Genomic DNA, 15,283 nt, shown 5'->3' with positions numbered 1-15,283 from the left:
CTTCTTAGCACCAGAGTGGGTCTTCTGCTTCGGCATAGCTGCCGTTCTCCTTACATTCATCCCCCGCCACAACAGCGGGGTAGCTTAGTGGGGTTGAGCGATAGACGCATCAGCCCCAAGGACCAAAGGTGAGGCACCCCTAACGAGGTGCCTCGGAACCGGCACCGGGTGAACCCGCAACACCCACCCAACGGTGGAGGCGCGTGCCCATCCTAAAGTGACGACCCGGTTCCCTACTCGGCGGAAGCCTGTGCCTTCAACTCGGCAGGCATAGCGTCTGCCAGAGAATTAGTTACGGGCTTCGCCTTGGTCGTGTCAATACGCTCGCGACCCTTGCGACCGCCGGCGCCCTGCTCACGGCGAGCCTCTGCCTTACCGCGAAGCGGAGCCAGAACCATCACCATGTTGCGGCCATCCTGACGGGGGCGAGACTCAACGGTACTCACCTCAGCCAGTTCAGCCGCCAGACGCTCCAGCAGACGCACACCCATCTCGGGGCGCTGCTGCTCACGACCACGGAACTGAATCATTGCCTTGACCTTGTCACCACCGGAAAGGAAACGACGAGCGTGTCCAACCTTGGTTTCGTAGTCGTGGGTATCAATCTTCAGGCGGAAACGGATCTCCTTCAGAACGGCATTAGCCTGCTTCTTGCGGGATTCACGAGCCTTGATCGCGGCTTCGTACTTGTACTTACCGTAATCCATGAGCTTGCACACGGGCGGCTTCGCGTTCGGGGCAACCTCGACCAGGTCGAGTTCGGCGTCCTCAGCCAGACGCAGAGCGTCCTTCAGAGGGACAACGCCTACCTGCTCGCCACCGGGACCGACAAGACGGACCTCGGGAACGCGGATACGATCGTTAATGCGTGGTTCGCTAATGACTAGCTCCTGTGCTCTGTGGGTTTCCCCGTGAATACTATCCGTTGCGGGCACTAAAAAAGCCCCCGCAGTTACACAAGCGGAGGCACAAACCAGCGTACGCCGAAAGCGGCGGACGAACCCGTTCACCTTAAAACTCGCAAACTAACGTCTGCGGCGGTCAACCGGGTGGGAGGCATGCTCCACTTGCAAACTGCCTACAACCATACCGCAGAACCCCCTACAGGCGCAAGGAATTAGACGTAAAACACCATAAAAATTGCGGTCATTCACGCGGAAAGTCCACGGAGACGCCCACTCTTAAGGACGCATTTACCGAAACAAACGAAATATGAGATTCTAGGACTATGAGCACTGAAAACACGAGTTTCCGCTTCACCGCGGAAGAAGAAACCCCCGTACACGGCCACACCGAACTCACCGAAGAGCAGGTCGAAGCCGTCAACGAACAGCTGCGCGACATCGCAGACGTACCCGCCATCGAAATCATCAGCTCCGCAGCCATCCACATGATGAGCGCCGCAGCCGTCAAGTGCGGCCTCGCAGCCGACGAAAACGCCGACGACCTCAAGGACCTCGACGAAGCACGCAAGCTCATCACCGCGCTGGCAGGCCTCGTCACCGCCGCAGCACCCGAAATCGGCTCCCAGCACGCAGCGCCCCTGCGCGACGGCCTGCGCACCCTGCAGCTCGCATTCCGCGAAGCATCCCCCTTCCCGGACGAGCCCGGCAAGGGCCCCGGCGAAAAGCTCACCGGCCCGGTGTACTAAACCGTACCCGGTCTATTCACAGCGAAGCCCCGTCTCCCTCACGATGAGGAAGACGGGGCTTCGTCGTATATAAGCCTGTGCGGACAAGGAATCTACCCGGGCTAGATATGCGGGCTAGAGCAAGCCGGCAGCTTTAGCAGGAACCAAATTTAGCGGGAGCGGGAGCCGGCAGCCTCAAGAGCCTGCTCAAAACTAAAGTTGCCCACGTACAGTGCCTTACCAAGCACCACGCCCTCCAGCCCATAAGGCACCATGGAACGCAGCTTCTCAAGATCAGCCAGCGATGCCACACCACCGGACGCCACCACCCGACAGGCGCTCTGGGCAAGCACCTCATCCAGCAGCTCCGCACCGGGACCCGCCAGAGAACCGTCCTTGCTCACATCCGTAACGATATAGCGGCGCACGCCCGCGCCCTCCAGCCAAGCCAGCGCCTCCGCCAGGTCAGGGCCCGACCAGTCGGTACCGCGAGCCACCGTCACCCAACCCCGCTCGGGGTTGTAGCGGGCATCGAGCCCGAGGGCAAGAAGATCAGAATCAGCGTAGCGAGCCAGGGTGTCTTCAAGCCAGGAAGAATCCGCCAGAGCCGCACTGGTCACGTTCACGCGGTCCGGATTCAGACTCAGGGCGCGCTCCAGGCTCTCAGCATTACGCACGCCACCGCTGACCTGAATACGAACCGGGGTGGAGCTCATTCGGGTGTTCTCGGCACGGACGGCGGCGACAACCTCAGCCAGAACCTCGGTATTCGTACCGCGTCCAAACGCCAGGTCAAGGTCAACCAGGTGGATCCAGCGGGCACCAGCCTTCACCCAGGTCAGAGCCGCCTCCACCGGGTCGAGGCGCTGCTCACCACCGGATAGGGTGCCGCCCACCGGGCGCACCGCATAGCCTTCAGAAATATCAACAGCGGGCAGAAGTTCAAGAACGGGTGCAGACATTAGTTACCTCCTGCAGCAGTAGCGGAGTCGCCAGAAGACAGGCGACCGGTCACCGCCAGGGAGGCGACCCAGCGGCGCATAAACTCTGCACCCAGCTCACCAGAACCCACCGGGCAGAACTGCACCGCCGTCAGCGGACCGTTCTCAACCGCCGCAATATAGGCAGGCTCGGTGGCAGTCCAAGTCACCGCAGGAGGGGCAATATATTCAATGCCCTGGTCAAAAGCCCACTCAAAAACGCCGTGCTCAGACTTGAAGTGAGCCTCGCCCTCAAGGTCCTTGAGTAGCGCGCTATCGGCGGACGGGCTCAGAGAGGAAGCTCCGGGTACCAGGTCGCGGGTAGAAAGCTCCACACCCTCACCGGGCCACTCCCCCATGCACTGCACCTGAACCTGCCCCATCTGCGGATGCTCCACCGTAATAGAGTCAAAGAGGCAGCTCAACGCTGCACCGGCAGCCAGCACCGGACGACCGCCGGCAACGCGGCGACCAATCACACGCTCGGCATCCTTAGCTTTCAGGTCTTCGTATGCCTCAAGAGAGCTCGCGCCGCCCGTAACCACCATGCCGTCAGCCTCACGCAGCTGATTGGGCACGGTAGTGACGATAACGTCCGCCCCCGCATCCTGAAGAAGCTTCACCAGGGCGCCACGAGTTCCGGGTTCACCCAAAACGGCAACCACAGGACGAGCGCTCTGCACAGTTTCAGTCTCGAGGGGTGTGGATTCAACGGGGACAGGCATCGGTGCGCTCCTATTTCAGAGGGTCAAGAATTCATATAGTTCAGGCACTACAGTTTGAGCCAGATAGCGGGTTCAGAATCTGCAGACTCAGCTCTGCTACCCCAGGAGCGGGCATGAGCCGCGGCCTTGAGCTTTAGCGCTGAGTCTGAGGAATTTCCAGACGCTGACCGGCATCAACAGAGGTACTGGTCAACGAGTTCAACTCCATAATACGAACCACAGTATCACGGGTGTCACCCTGCGGATCCACCGCCTGAGCAATATCCCACAGAGTCTCGCCGTGCTTGACCACAACGACGGTTCGAGTCACCGAAGCGTTCTCCACGGAAGCAGAAGCTGCCGGGCCGAAGAAGCTAATAGCACCGAGCACAATCAGCGCTGCCAGGGTCAGCAGAGGCAGGCCCTTCAGGAAACCGCGCGGAGTGCCAAGACGACGAATCGAAGCGGGAACCGCGCGCAGAAGTTCGCCACCCTTAGCTAGAAGAGCACTCTTCACGCTAGGCGCCTGTGCATCAGAAACAGCCTGCGCCTCAGAAGCTGCGGAGCGAACCGGAGCAGGTGCCTTGGCAGAAATAGCAGGTGCAGAAACAGCGGGAGCGTGGGTAGGCTGGGCCACCTGCGCGGGGCGGGGTGCATGAGCCGCACGAGAAGAGCGAACAGACTGCGGAGACGCAAGCACACGAGAACGCCCCTGCACGGTGCGGGCAGACACGGTGCGGACGGACGCGGTGCGGGCGGGGTGAAGTACCACCAAACCTGCCGGAAGGTGTGCAGAAGTGCCTTGAGAAGCAATAGGTGCTGCAGTAGTCATTGTGGTTCCTTTCTCTCAGCTCGCCCCGGGGTTGCCCCGCGGGTCTAGCAATGCCGAGCGATACCCGCTCGGAGGTCCTAGTTGAGTGATAACTATGGAGTGGTGATTGTTAGGCGATAACTATTGGGTAGCTATTCTCTAGTTAGGTCAGAGCGTCGGGTGCACCGGGCTGCGCTGGGTCGCCCCAGCACCCCATCCCCTGCGCTCTCTCTTCGCCAGATGCTCGCTAGAGCATCCGAGGTAGATTATTCGAAGAGAGAGGCAGAGGATTCGAATACATTCGAACACTCATTCACTCTCCTCTCCCGGAATACTCAGGGTCGAATCTTCGAATATTTTTCGAACATCCACCCGTAAATCCTGAATTTCAGGAGAGATTCAAGAGTATATACGAACTCTTGTTCTAAAGTCTAGCAGAGATGTACTAAAAATTTCTTCGAGTTTCAAAGAAAAAATCTAGAATATTTGTTTGAGTTTTTCGGTGTAGTGTTCTACACTGGTGTCAAGAGACGTTCCACACGCTCCTGATGAGTCCTACTCACAGCAGGTTTCTGTATTCGTTACAGCTTGGTTCTGTATCGACCGCAGGTGCTGCTGGCTGAGTATTGCTATGTAGGGCGGAGGCGCATACTCGTTGCCTGTGTATCGCTCCGGTATCGCTTCGGCACGGATAGAATTCCTCCACCCCCTGACGAGATAAGACCCATTTCGGCAGAACCAAAAAATTTTTAGGACACCACCAGAAAACGTGTGAAGCACCCATCCGTGCCCCGACCGGAAATACAAAGGCCGGAGTACAGACCGAAGGAAAAGAAATGGCAACAGCACCCCGTCCGGCGCTGACCGCGCGCCAGCAGAAGATTCTTGACGCGATCCGCACCGAGATTGAACAGAAGGGTTACCCGCCGTCCATGCGCCAGATTGGTGACATGGTGGGTCTTGCGTCCCTGTCCTCGGTCACCCACCAGCTCGGTCGTCTCGAGACCATGGGCTACATTCGCCGCGACCCCAAGCTCCCCCGCGCCATTGAGGTGCTGGATGAGAACGGCGTCGGCATGCACGGTAGCTCCTCCTCGTCCCTGCCCGAGCTGCCGAACTTCGAAGTCGGCGACGAAGACCTCGTACCCGTTCCCCTGGTTGGACGTATTGCAGCGGGCGGTCCCATCACCGCCGAGCAGTCCGTGGAGGATGTGCTCGCTCTGCCCCGCCAGCTGGTCGGTAGCGGCAAGCTCTTCATGCTCAAGGTCAAGGGCGATTCCATGATTGACGCCGCGATTTGCGACGGCGACTGGGTGGTTGTCCGCGAGCAGCACACCGCCGACAACGGCGATATCGTTGCTGCGCTGCTCGACGATGAGGCAACCGTGAAGGTGTTCCGTCAGGTCGACGGCCACACCTGGCTCATGCCGCGCAACGCCAACTACGAGCCGATTATGGGCGACCGCGCAACCGTCATGGGTAAGGTCGTCTCCGTGCTGCGCAGCCTCTAGAGACATAACGCTAAGCTCTTAGCTCTATATAAAAAATCACCCTGGTGATACGTGAATGTTCACGTATCACCAGGGTGATTTTTATATTTCAAAAGCAGATATCTCCAAAGCGGAGGGGGCGGCGCCGCCAGGACTGGAGCCCACCCGAGCTAACGATCAATACTCGCCGAAAGACGAGCCAGCGCACCGGTCACCGCCGCCTTATTCTGCGTCGACCACATCGGCGGCATCGCCTTCATCAAGAAACCACCGTAACGCTTGGTTGCCACGCGAGAATCCAGCACAGCCACCACGCCACGGTCAGACACCGAACGGATCAGGCGGCCTGCGCCCTGCGCCATACGAATCGCCGCATGGTGAGCAGAAACCGCCATAAAGCCATTACCGCGGTGACGGTTCACAGCCTCCGTACGAGCCTGCGCAATCGGATCATCCGGGCGCGGGAACGGAATACGGTCCATCACCACCAGACGGCACGAGTCGCCCGGAACGTCCACGCCCTGCCACAGGCTCATCGTGCCGAACAGGCACGAGTCGACGTCCTCGCTGAACTCCTCCACCAGAGCCTTGAGCGAAGACTCGCCCTGCAGAAGGATGTTCAGGTCGCTATGCTCGCGCATGTACTCGGCAGCACGCTCGGCGGCACGTTTCGAGGAGAACAGTCCCAGGGCGCCGCCCTCGGACGCCTCGCACAGCTCACGCAGGCGCTCCAATTGGCCCTCGTGCACGCCAAATCCCGGAGGCTTCAAATCCCCGGCAACGTACATGATGCCCTGCTTGCGGTAGTCGAACGGCGAACCCACGTCGATGCTCGTCCAGCGGGGCGCGCCCTCGCCCTGCAGTCCCAGGGCGCCAGCGGCAACATCAAAAGAGTCCCCCACCGTCAGGGTCGCGCTCGTCAAAATCACGGTGCGGTCAGCAAAGAGTCCGTCACGCAGCTGCAATCCAACGCTCAGCGGCGCAATGTTCAGGGTCGCAGGGTCGGTATCGGAAGCGGCAACATAGCGGCCGTTTTCCCAGCCGCCCTGACGAGAAATCCACAGCACATCCTGCTCGGCAGAAGCCTCCAGAATGCGGCTACTCATATCGTGTACCTCAGAGACACGCGAGCGCGCCATCTGCAGGCCGGCATCAACGTCCTGACCGTCCGGCTTGGTGTCGGACAGGGCGGTGCGGGCGGCATCATTCACCGCAGAAATCGCGGTCAAAAGGCGGCCGTCCAGGCCCTTCAGCAGACCCTCGGCAAGCCCCTCGAAAGCGGTCTCCAGGGTGCCTGCCGCCATTTCCAGGGCACCGGAATCAGCCTTCGAATGCTTCTTCACGCTACGCGCCGCGCGGCGAACCATCGCAACCGTCAAAGAACCAGACACCGCACCGGTCACGCGGTCCACCAGTTCATGGGCCTCGTCAATAATGACCGTCTTATGCTCGGGCAGAACCTTCATGCCCTCAAAAGCGTTAATCGCCAGCAGGGCGTGGTTCGTGATGACAATGTCAGCTTCAGCGGCACGGCTACGCGCCATCTCGCTAAAGCACTCCTCCACCAGCGGGCAGCGGCGACCCAAACACTCGGCGGCGCTCACCGACACCTGTGCCCAGGCACGATCAGAGACGCCGGGCTTCAGCTCGTCGCGGTCGCCGGTCTCAGTGCGGTCAGCCCACTCGCGCAGGCGCACCACTTCCTCACCCACGCGGGAGGTCGAAGAAGGCATGTCGAAGAGAGCATCCGGTTCGTCTTCCGGGTAGCCGCCCTCCAGCTTGTGCAGGCAGAGGTAGTTATTGCGGCCCTTGAGCAGAGCCACCTGCGCCTGCGACTCCGGGCACGGCTCCAGCGCTTGTAGAAGACGCGGAATATCGCGGTTCACGATCTGCGCCTGCAGAGCAAGAGTCGCCGTCGCAACAACAATCGGCTGGTCCGACTCCCCCACCCGCGCCAGGGCAGGCACCAGGTAGCCCAGGGACTTACCGGTACCGGTACCCGCCTGGACCAGCAGGTGACGCTGCAGTTCAAGAGCCTGCGCCACATGCGCCGCCATGGTGCGCTGACCGGCGCGGTTCTGACCGCCGGTGGCGGCAACCGCCTCATCCAGCAGGGTCAGGGCACCCTTTGCACCGGGCAGGGTCTCAAGCTCCTGCCCGGTGAATCGGGGGCCGTCGGTTGCGGGTGCGGTTCCCGGGGCGTTTTTGGGCGCGTTGATGCTCTCCGTCACGCTCATACGCTCCTAGCGAGCCTCAGAGGTAGAGGGCTGCTCGGATTCAGATGCGGTCACCTCGGTGAGGGCGCGTGCCTCCGCAAGTTCCTCTTCCAGGACCTCCAGCAGGTCACCTTCCAGCACATACTCGGACAGCTCGGATGCGACGTCCTCACGAACCAGGGCCACCACGAAGGTGCCGTCCGATACGAAATCGGTGCTCTTAATTTCGGCGTCCCACTCGTGCAGGCGCGAAATAATCTCACCGTGCGAGTACGGAATCAGCAGCTTCACCTCAATGGAGGGGCGCGGAATGGTGTCCGCAATCTTCTGCTTCAGCTCCTCAATACCCTCACCTGTACGCGCCGAAACAATCACGTGCTCCGGCTCGCGCTGACGCATGCGCTCCAGCACGAACGGGTCGGCGGCATCCGCCTTATTCAGCACAATGATTTCGGGGATATGGCGGGCGTCGACCTCCGCGATGACCTCGCGGACGGCACGAATCTGACCCTCGGGGTCCGGGTGCGAAGCATCCACCACGTGCAGGATGACGTCAGCGTCAGCAACCTCTTCCAGGGTGGAGCGGAACGCCTCCACCAGCTGGGTCGGCAGCGAACGCACGAAGCCCACCGTGTCGGAGAGGGTGTAGCCGATGCCGTCCGGGGTCTGAGCCTTGCGGACGGTCGGGTCCAGGGTTGCGAACAGGGCGTTCTCCACGAGCACGCCCGCATCGGTCAGACGGTTCAGCAAGGAGGACTTACCCGCGTTCGTGTACCCGGCAATAGCCACCGAAGGCACGCGGTTACGGCGACGGTTCAGACGCTTCGTCTCACGCGCCGGCGCCATCGCAGCAATCTCACGCTTAAGCTTCGCCATGCGAGCGCGCAGGCGGCGGCGATCCATCTCAATCTTGGTTTCACCGGGACCACGCGAACCGATACCCTCACCGGCTGCGGCACGGCCACCCGCCTGACGGGACAGGGACGCACCCCAACCACGCAGACGCGGCAGCATGTACTCCAGCTGAGCCAGCTCAACCTGTGCCTTACCCTCGCGGGACTTAGCGTGCTGAGCGAAAATGTCGAGAATCAGGGCGGTGCGGTCAATGACCTTGACCTTCACGATGTCTTCGAGGGCTCGACGCTGCGAGGGAGCCAGTTCCGAGTCAACGATGACGGTGTCGGCGCCGGTCGCCTCCACAATGTCCTTGAGTTCCAGTGCCTTACCGGAGCCGAGGAAGGTGCCGGGGTCCGGCTTGAGGCGGCGCTGAACCAGGCCGTCCAGAACCTCGGAACCTGCGGTTTCAGCCAGTGCCGCGAGCTCGCGCAGGGAGTTCTCGGCGTCCTCAACGGTGCCTTCGGTCCACAGGCCAGCAAGCACCACGCGCTCCAGGCGCAGCTGGCGGTACTCGACCTCGGTGACGTCTTCAAGTTCGGTGGAGAGGTTCGCGATACGGCGCAGTGCGCGGCGCTCGGCGAGGTCTTCCTGGTCACCGTCATATTCGGAGTGTTCGCGCTGAACGTCAGAAATTTCGCGTGCGCGAGTATCCAGCACACGGCGGCTATTGTTGCCGTGGGTGCTGGAGGAGTTGTCGCTGTGATGCGCGGTACCGGCGGCGTCATAAGTGGTGACGGAGGCGGCGGCCTGGGAGCGCCCCAGAACGCGGTCTACGGTGCGGCGTAGCTGCTCATCGCTGGGCAGCTTTTCGGTATCAGATACGGGGGTGTTCTTAGAATTCATACGGTTACAATTCTACCGCCGTTGCCCGCATCGGGTAGGGGGTTCGGTCGCCTGTGCGCTCAGGGCGTGCAAGCTGCTGAACCACCCCGCGCATACTCTGCCCGTGTGCGGCGGGATCTTGCCCTACCGGTACACTGGATAGCATGAGCGAGCAGCATTATTTCTCTGAAACCCCCGAGACCGAATTCAAGCCCCGCCCCGTGCAGGTGGAGCTTGCCGGCCGCAAGGTCACCGTCACCACCGCTAACGGCATTTTCAGCCCCTCCGGCATCGATAAGGGCACCGCCATTTTGCTGCAGGAAGCACCCGACCCGCAGGGCGAACGCATGCTCGACATCGGCTGCGGTTGGGGACCCATCACCCTGACTCTTGCGATGCTCGCCCCGCAGGCGCAGGTGCACGCGGTGGACGTGAACTCCCGCTCCATTAGCCTGACCGAACGCAACGCCGCCGCTCTCGGCCTGCCCAACGTGACCGTGGGAACCCCCGAATCTGTCGACCCCGAACTGCGTTTCGATACCATCTGGTCGAACCCGCCAATTCGCGTGGGCAAGGAGGTCCTTCACGAGATCCTGCTGACCTGGCTGCCGCGCCTGGCACCCGGCGGTGACGCCTACCTGGTGGTTCAGAAGAACCTCGGCTCCGATTCTTTGCAGAAGTGGATGGACGCGCAGCTTGAGGAGCTGCACCCCGGCGAGTTTGAGGTGTCGCGCTATGCGACTTCGAAGGGTTTCCGTATTCTGCAGGTGCACCGCTACGAAGACTAAAACCCCTGACGCAGGTTGCTAGGGACATAAATAGCGGCGGGTGTTTTCTGATTTTAGTTTCAGAAAACACCCGCCGCTTTTGTATATCAAAGTCTCTATCGAGGACTGCTCGCTATCGCAACACGACGGTTGCAACCATCTGCGCCGGACCAGCCAGAACCACATGCTCCAGGTCGTCCGGGCCCAGCACGAAAGTCACCGCGAGGGTACCGCCGGGCACATGCACCAGCCACTCATCCGGAGCTTCCTCGCCACCCCAGAAACGGGTCGCCGCAGCTGCCGCACACGCGCCGGTACCGCAGGAGAGGGTCTCGCCCACGCCGCGTTCGTGCACGCGCATACGGATAGCGCCAACCTGCGCGCCGCTCTCAACATCCAGGTCGACCGGCACCACAAACTCAACGTTCGTGCCGTTGACCGGGGCGGGGTTCACCTGCGGCAGGCTGTGCAGGTCCAGGCCGTCCAGCTTACCGTCGGAGCCGAGCATCACCACGGTGTGCGGGTTACCCATCGAAATGGACAGGCCAGCGCGCGGAGTCTTCAGGCCGCGGGCAGACACCAGGCAGTCCTCGCCACCCTCGCGGGCGGCGTCACCGTGAATGAAGCTCCACGGCCCCATATCAATCGCGTAGCCCTCTTCGGTGCGCGCCACAGTCTTCACACCGGCACGGGTACCAATCTTGACGGTCTCGCCCACCTCAAGCTCGATCAGGCCCTCAGTGCGCAGGTACTCCACGAACGCGCGCACACCGTTGCCGCACATCTCTGCGATAGATCCGTCACCGTTGCGGTAGTCCATGAACCAGACAGCGTCCGGGTGCTCCTCGAGCAGCTTCTGGCCCGCGCGGGAGGCGGTGCTGCGGGCAGCACGAATGAAGCCGTCCGCGCCAATGCCGAAGTGGCGGTCGCAGGCGCGGGCTACCAGCTCGGGGGTGAGGGCAATTTCTGCGTTCTCGTCCGTCAGAAAGATGAAGTCGTTACCGGTGCCGTGACCCTTGGTGAGGGTCAGGCCTGCCAGCTCGCCCCAGATGGAAGGGTTCTCGCTCATATGCTGTCCTTAAGGTTGGTGACCTGTCCGTTTATGATTTTACCGCGCCAGATGGTGATTCAGGCATTCTTCTCAGAAACGCTTCTGCGGCTCCCGGTTTACTTGATGAGTTCATCAAGATCACCGAAAGCCGCAGAAATAGGCGGGATTAGAGTTTATGAGGATGCCGTTACGGCGTCTGCGGAACGATTACGGCGAATGCGCAGAAGCTTTCGGTCCTTCAAAGCCAGCGCCGGCTTCTCAACGTACAGCCAAGACAGCCAAGCCAGGCCAGTAGTAATTGCAAAGGTAAGGACAAAGTTCAAAATCCAACCCAAAGATGCGCTACCAAAGATAGCCAGAAGAATCTGGACCGGGAATGCATAGATGTATATACCGTAAGAAATATCGTTCTTACTGCACCAGCGAGTCTTAATGACGGCACTCAAAGCCAAAATTCCATAGGCAACAGGAATGTGAATATAGCGTGCAACTTCTGAAGGAGAAGCAATCCAAGCCACGCACCCAACAATTGTCAGGCACACGCCCAGAGTTGCGTTAAAGGGAATACGCTTACCAAATAGATACAGAAGAACACCTGCGAAGAAATAAGCATGCAAGCGAAGGATGTACTCCGTGAAATGGTTAGGCTCTTTGCCGATAAGCGCAAAGAAAGGATAACCCAAAAGCAAAATCGTATAGATTGCAGGAACTATCCACTTGGTATTCCGACGAACAAAGGGGATGTAGAAGAGGGGGATTAACGCCAGATATCCTAGGAATTCGAACCCTAGCGTCCACACCGATCCGTTCCACGTATGACTGTAGGGGATGCCAATCGGTCCTCCAAAGAGAGGGTATTGCAAATTGAAAAGATCAAAATTTCGGAAAATGTATCCGCCCGCACTCTTTATTGAAAAGGACTCCTCAGTGTGTCCTGTTGCCACAGAAATCGGTGCGCATAGGAAAACAACAAACAGGATAGATACCCAGTATCCGGGAAAAATCCTTAGGGCACGACGCTTTAGATATCCCGCAGCCGTTCCCCTCTGAGCACTATGAGCAATCAGGAAACCGGAAATAGCAAAAAACATATTTACCGCCCAACCGCCAATGAGGTTTACACGCGAAGAGGGAATTCCAAGGAAATCAGCGTGAACACCAATCAAAGGACCCGTGTGGGCGATAATCACTGCAGTCGCAAGCGAAAGACGGATAAAATTCAGTGAATTTTCCTGTCCCAGGACAGCATCGTACAGGGAGAGTTTCCCCTGCTTACCGGAGGGCACACCGGCAGAATTTTTTGTATGTGATGTGAGTGACATATTTCCTCTATGGTTGAGTTGAATATAACCTTAGAATAACCCAGGGCCCCCAGATTTAGTACACCTATTTGCTTATTTTTGCAAAATTGTAGCCAACGCCTCATCTACAAGGGTGGGTGAGAGCGCATCCAGCCAGTGCACGCGCGGGTCCGCACGGAACCAGGTCAGCTGGCGGCGCGCAAACTGGCGGGTAGCAATCGTCGTATCCTCAATCGCCTGCTCCACGCTGTAGTCCGCGTCCTCAAGGGCACAAGCGAACTGCGCGTAACCAATCGCGCGGGAGGCGGTCTTCCCCTCCTGCAGCCCCTGCGTATTCAGGGCACGAATCTCATCGAGCAGACCCTGCTCGTGCATCAGCTCCACGCGGCGGTGCAGACGCTCGTGTAGCAAGGAACGATCCATATCCAGACCAATCTGAATACTCTCGGTCACGTACTCGCGCACCGGCATGAACGCCGAGAACGGGCGACCCGTCACCTCGAACACCTCCAGGGCGCGAATGATGCGGCGCTCATCCTTCACACGCGCAGCCGACTCCGGGTCGACCTCCGCCAGGCGGGCATGCAGAACCCCGATGCCCTCGGTACGTGCCTGCTCCTCGAGGCGTTCGCGCACCCGCGCATCCGTACCGGGGAATTCCAGCTTATCCAGGGCGGCGCGCACGTACAGGCCGGAACCACCCACAAGAATCGGGTAGCGGCCACGGGCACGAATCTGCTCAATCAGCTCACGGCTACGCTCCTGAAACTCCGCCACAGACGCCTCATCCCGCACATCCATAATGTCGAGCAGGTGGTGCGGAACGCCGCGCATCTCCTCTGCAGTGACCTTCGCGGTACCGATATCCATGCCCCGGTAGAACTGCATGGAGTCAGCGTTAATGCACTCACCGTTCAGGCGCAGAGCCAGCTCAATGGCGAGCGCGCTCTTACCGGTGCCGGTCGGGCCCACAATAGCGATAACGGGCAGAGTTTCGGAGATAGTCATGCGCCCCATTCTACCGGTTCCCTCACCCCCACTCGCGGTGAGGATGAGGACCCGAAGAACAGGGCGCATGATTCGAATCTAGGTTTTAGGGGCGCAGGCCGATGGTCGGCATGCCCAGACCCACCGGCGCACCGGGCACCTGGGTGGTGCCGGTACCGCAGGAATCAGCCTGGGAGCGGTCCCACGCGTCACCGGCGCGGGTGCGGCGCAGCTGGTACTGCTCAGCGGTCGGGTCAGAAATCAGGTGGAAAGAACCAGCCTCGGTAATGGGCACGGTCACCATGTCGCCGGGGCGGGGAGTCTCGCAACCTTCGGGCACGGAGAAGTGCACGAGGCGCTGGTCCGGGCCACGACCGGAGAGGCGGTGAGTCTGCTCAGCCTTACGACCTGCCTCCGCAACGACCATCAGCTCAACGGTCTTACCGAGCTGCTTGCGGTTCTCCTCACCGGCGATACGGTCCTGTAGGGCAATCAGACGCTCGTAGCGTTCCTGCACGACCTCCTTCGGAATCTGGTTCTCCATGGTCGCCGCCGGGGTGCCGGGGCGGATCGAGTACTGGAAGGTGAACGCGGAGGAGAAACGAGCCTGCTCCACAACCTTCAGAGTGTCCTGGAAGTCCTCTTCAGTCTCGCCGGGGAAGCCCACAATGATGTCGGTGGTAATCACGGCGTTCGGGATGCGCTCGCGCACCTTGTCCAGAATGTTCAGGAACTTCTTGGAACGGTAGGAGCGGCGCATGTCCTTGAGCACCTTGTCGGAGCCGGACTGCAGCGGCATGTGCAGCACGGGCATGACGTTCGGGGTCTCCGCCATCGCGTCAATCACGTCGTCGGTGAACATTGCCGGGTGCGGGGAGGTAAAGCGTACACGCTCCAGGCCCTCAATCTCACCGCAGGCACGCAGCAGCTTGGAGAATGCCTGGCGGTCGCCGAACTCCACGCCGTAGGAGTTCACGTTCTGACCGAGCAGGGTCACCTCAATGGCGCCATCATCAACCAGCGCCTGAACCTCAGCGAGAATGTCGCCGGGGCGGCGGTCCTTCTCCTTACCGCGCAGGGACGGCACGATGCAGAAGGTGCAGGTGTTGTTACAGCCAACGGAGATGGACACCCAGCCGGAGTACACGTGATCGCGCTTAGTGGGCAGGGTGGAGGGGAAAACTTCGAGGGATTCGAGCAGTTCTGCCTGCGCCTCGTGGTTGTGGCGGGCACGCTCCAGTAGCGCCGGCAGGGAACCAATGTTGTGGGTACCGAACACGACGTCAACCCAGGGCGCCTTCTCGATGATGGCGTCCTGGTCTTTCTGCGCCAGGCAGCCGCCCACGGCGATCTGCATGCCCTTGTGGGCGCGCTTGACCGGCGCGAGCTGGCCGAGGTGACCGTACAGGCGGTTGGAAGCATTTTCGCGAACCGCGCAGGTGTTGAACACGACCAGGTCGGGCTGGGTGCCTTCCTCAGCGCGAACGTAGCCGTTAGCCTCCAGCAGGCCGGACATTCGTTCGGAGTCGTGCACGTTCATCTGGCAGCCGAAAGTGCGCACTTCGTAGGTGCGGGGGCTGGTTTCGGGGGTCTGGGCGGAATCGCTGAGGGTCGAAGTCATGCCCTA

13 protein-coding genes are annotated in these 15,283 nt (G+C 60.4%); 3 read left to right on the top strand and 10 right to left on the bottom strand.

The window, feature by feature from the left end; translation table 11 throughout:
- Positions 1-233: 233 nt before the first annotated feature.
- The gene (gene infC / locus RQ593_RS07630; protein WP_005507875.1) at positions 234-935 is read right to left on the bottom strand and encodes a translation initiation factor IF-3; all 702 of its coding nucleotides are present in this window, start codon (positions 933-935) and stop codon (positions 234-236) included.
- A 293-nt stretch (positions 936-1,228) separates the two neighbouring features.
- On the opposite strand from infC, the gene RQ593_RS07625 reads away from it, so the two are divergent.
- The gene (locus tag RQ593_RS07625) at positions 1,229-1,651 is read left to right on the top strand and encodes a DUF1844 domain-containing protein (RefSeq protein ID WP_012903892.1); all 423 of its coding nucleotides are present in this window, start codon (positions 1,229-1,231) and stop codon (positions 1,649-1,651) included.
- A gap of 149 nt (positions 1,652-1,800) precedes the next feature.
- Here RQ593_RS07625 and RQ593_RS07620 read toward each other — a convergent pair whose 3' ends face one another.
- The 3 genes from RQ593_RS07620 to RQ593_RS07610 form a co-directional block, all read right to left on the bottom strand.
- Positions 1,801-2,592: a HisA/HisF-related TIM barrel protein gene (locus RQ593_RS07620; protein WP_070633934.1), complete on the bottom strand. Its 792-nt coding sequence runs from the start codon at positions 2,590-2,592 to the stop codon at positions 1,801-1,803.
- The gene (locus RQ593_RS07615; protein WP_294628817.1) at positions 2,592-3,335 is read right to left on the bottom strand and encodes an imidazole glycerol phosphate synthase; all 744 of its coding nucleotides are present in this window, start codon (positions 3,333-3,335) and stop codon (positions 2,592-2,594) included. Before RQ593_RS07615 ends, RQ593_RS07620 begins: the two co-directional genes overlap by 1 nt.
- A gap of 133 nt (positions 3,336-3,468) precedes the next feature.
- A complete protein-coding gene (locus RQ593_RS07610; protein ID WP_294628815.1) occupies positions 3,469-4,146 on the bottom strand; it encodes a LysM peptidoglycan-binding domain-containing protein in 678 nt (225 codons plus the stop codon).
- 815 nt (positions 4,147-4,961) lie between these two features.
- Here RQ593_RS07610 and lexA point away from each other — a divergent pair.
- Positions 4,962-5,636, top strand: a complete 675-nt coding sequence (gene lexA / locus RQ593_RS07605; protein ID WP_070643922.1) for a transcriptional repressor LexA — start codon at positions 4,962-4,964, stop codon at positions 5,634-5,636.
- A 149-nt stretch (positions 5,637-5,785) separates the two neighbouring features.
- Here the strand turns inward: lexA and RQ593_RS07600 are convergent, their stop codons facing one another.
- Positions 5,786-7,852: an ATP-dependent DNA helicase gene (locus RQ593_RS07600; protein ID WP_070643918.1), complete on the bottom strand. Its 2,067-nt coding sequence runs from the start codon at positions 7,850-7,852 to the stop codon at positions 5,786-5,788.
- Positions 7,853-7,858: 6 nt separating this feature from the next.
- The gene (gene hflX / locus RQ593_RS07595; protein ID WP_049355149.1) at positions 7,859-9,571 is read right to left on the bottom strand and encodes a GTPase HflX; all 1,713 of its coding nucleotides are present in this window, start codon (positions 9,569-9,571) and stop codon (positions 7,859-7,861) included.
- A 143-nt stretch (positions 9,572-9,714) separates the two neighbouring features.
- Between hflX and RQ593_RS07590 the strand changes: the two genes are divergently transcribed.
- Positions 9,715-10,338, top strand: coding sequence for a class I SAM-dependent methyltransferase (locus RQ593_RS07590; protein ID WP_294645740.1), 624 nt, complete (start codon positions 9,715-9,717; stop codon positions 10,336-10,338).
- A gap of 112 nt (positions 10,339-10,450) precedes the next feature.
- On the opposite strand, the gene dapF is transcribed toward RQ593_RS07590, so the two are convergent.
- From dapF to miaB, 4 genes are all read right to left on the bottom strand, one after another.
- Positions 10,451-11,386, bottom strand: a complete 936-nt coding sequence (dapF, locus tag RQ593_RS07585) for a diaminopimelate epimerase (protein WP_070643906.1) — start codon at positions 11,384-11,386, stop codon at positions 10,451-10,453.
- A gap of 155 nt (positions 11,387-11,541) precedes the next feature.
- On the bottom strand, positions 11,542-12,690 hold the full coding sequence (locus RQ593_RS07580; RefSeq protein WP_303980084.1) for an acyltransferase: 1,149 nt from the start codon (positions 12,688-12,690) through the stop codon (positions 11,542-11,544).
- A gap of 72 nt (positions 12,691-12,762) precedes the next feature.
- Positions 12,763-13,677, bottom strand: coding sequence for a tRNA (adenosine(37)-N6)-dimethylallyltransferase MiaA (gene miaA / locus RQ593_RS07575; RefSeq protein WP_397545901.1), 915 nt, complete (start codon positions 13,675-13,677; stop codon positions 12,763-12,765).
- Between the two features lie 85 nt (positions 13,678-13,762).
- Complete coding sequence (gene miaB, locus RQ593_RS07570) at positions 13,763-15,277, bottom strand: tRNA (N6-isopentenyl adenosine(37)-C2)-methylthiotransferase MiaB (RefSeq protein WP_070692049.1); 1,515 nt, start codon at positions 15,275-15,277, stop codon at positions 13,763-13,765.
- Positions 15,278-15,283: the final 6 nt, after the last annotated feature.

This window comes from uncultured Rothia sp. (genome assembly GCF_963507905.1).
GTDB lineage: Bacteria > Actinomycetota > Actinomycetes > Actinomycetales > Micrococcaceae > Rothia.
The sequence above is the reverse complement of the archived record's forward strand: the minus strand, read 5'-3'. Positions and strand labels throughout refer to the sequence as shown.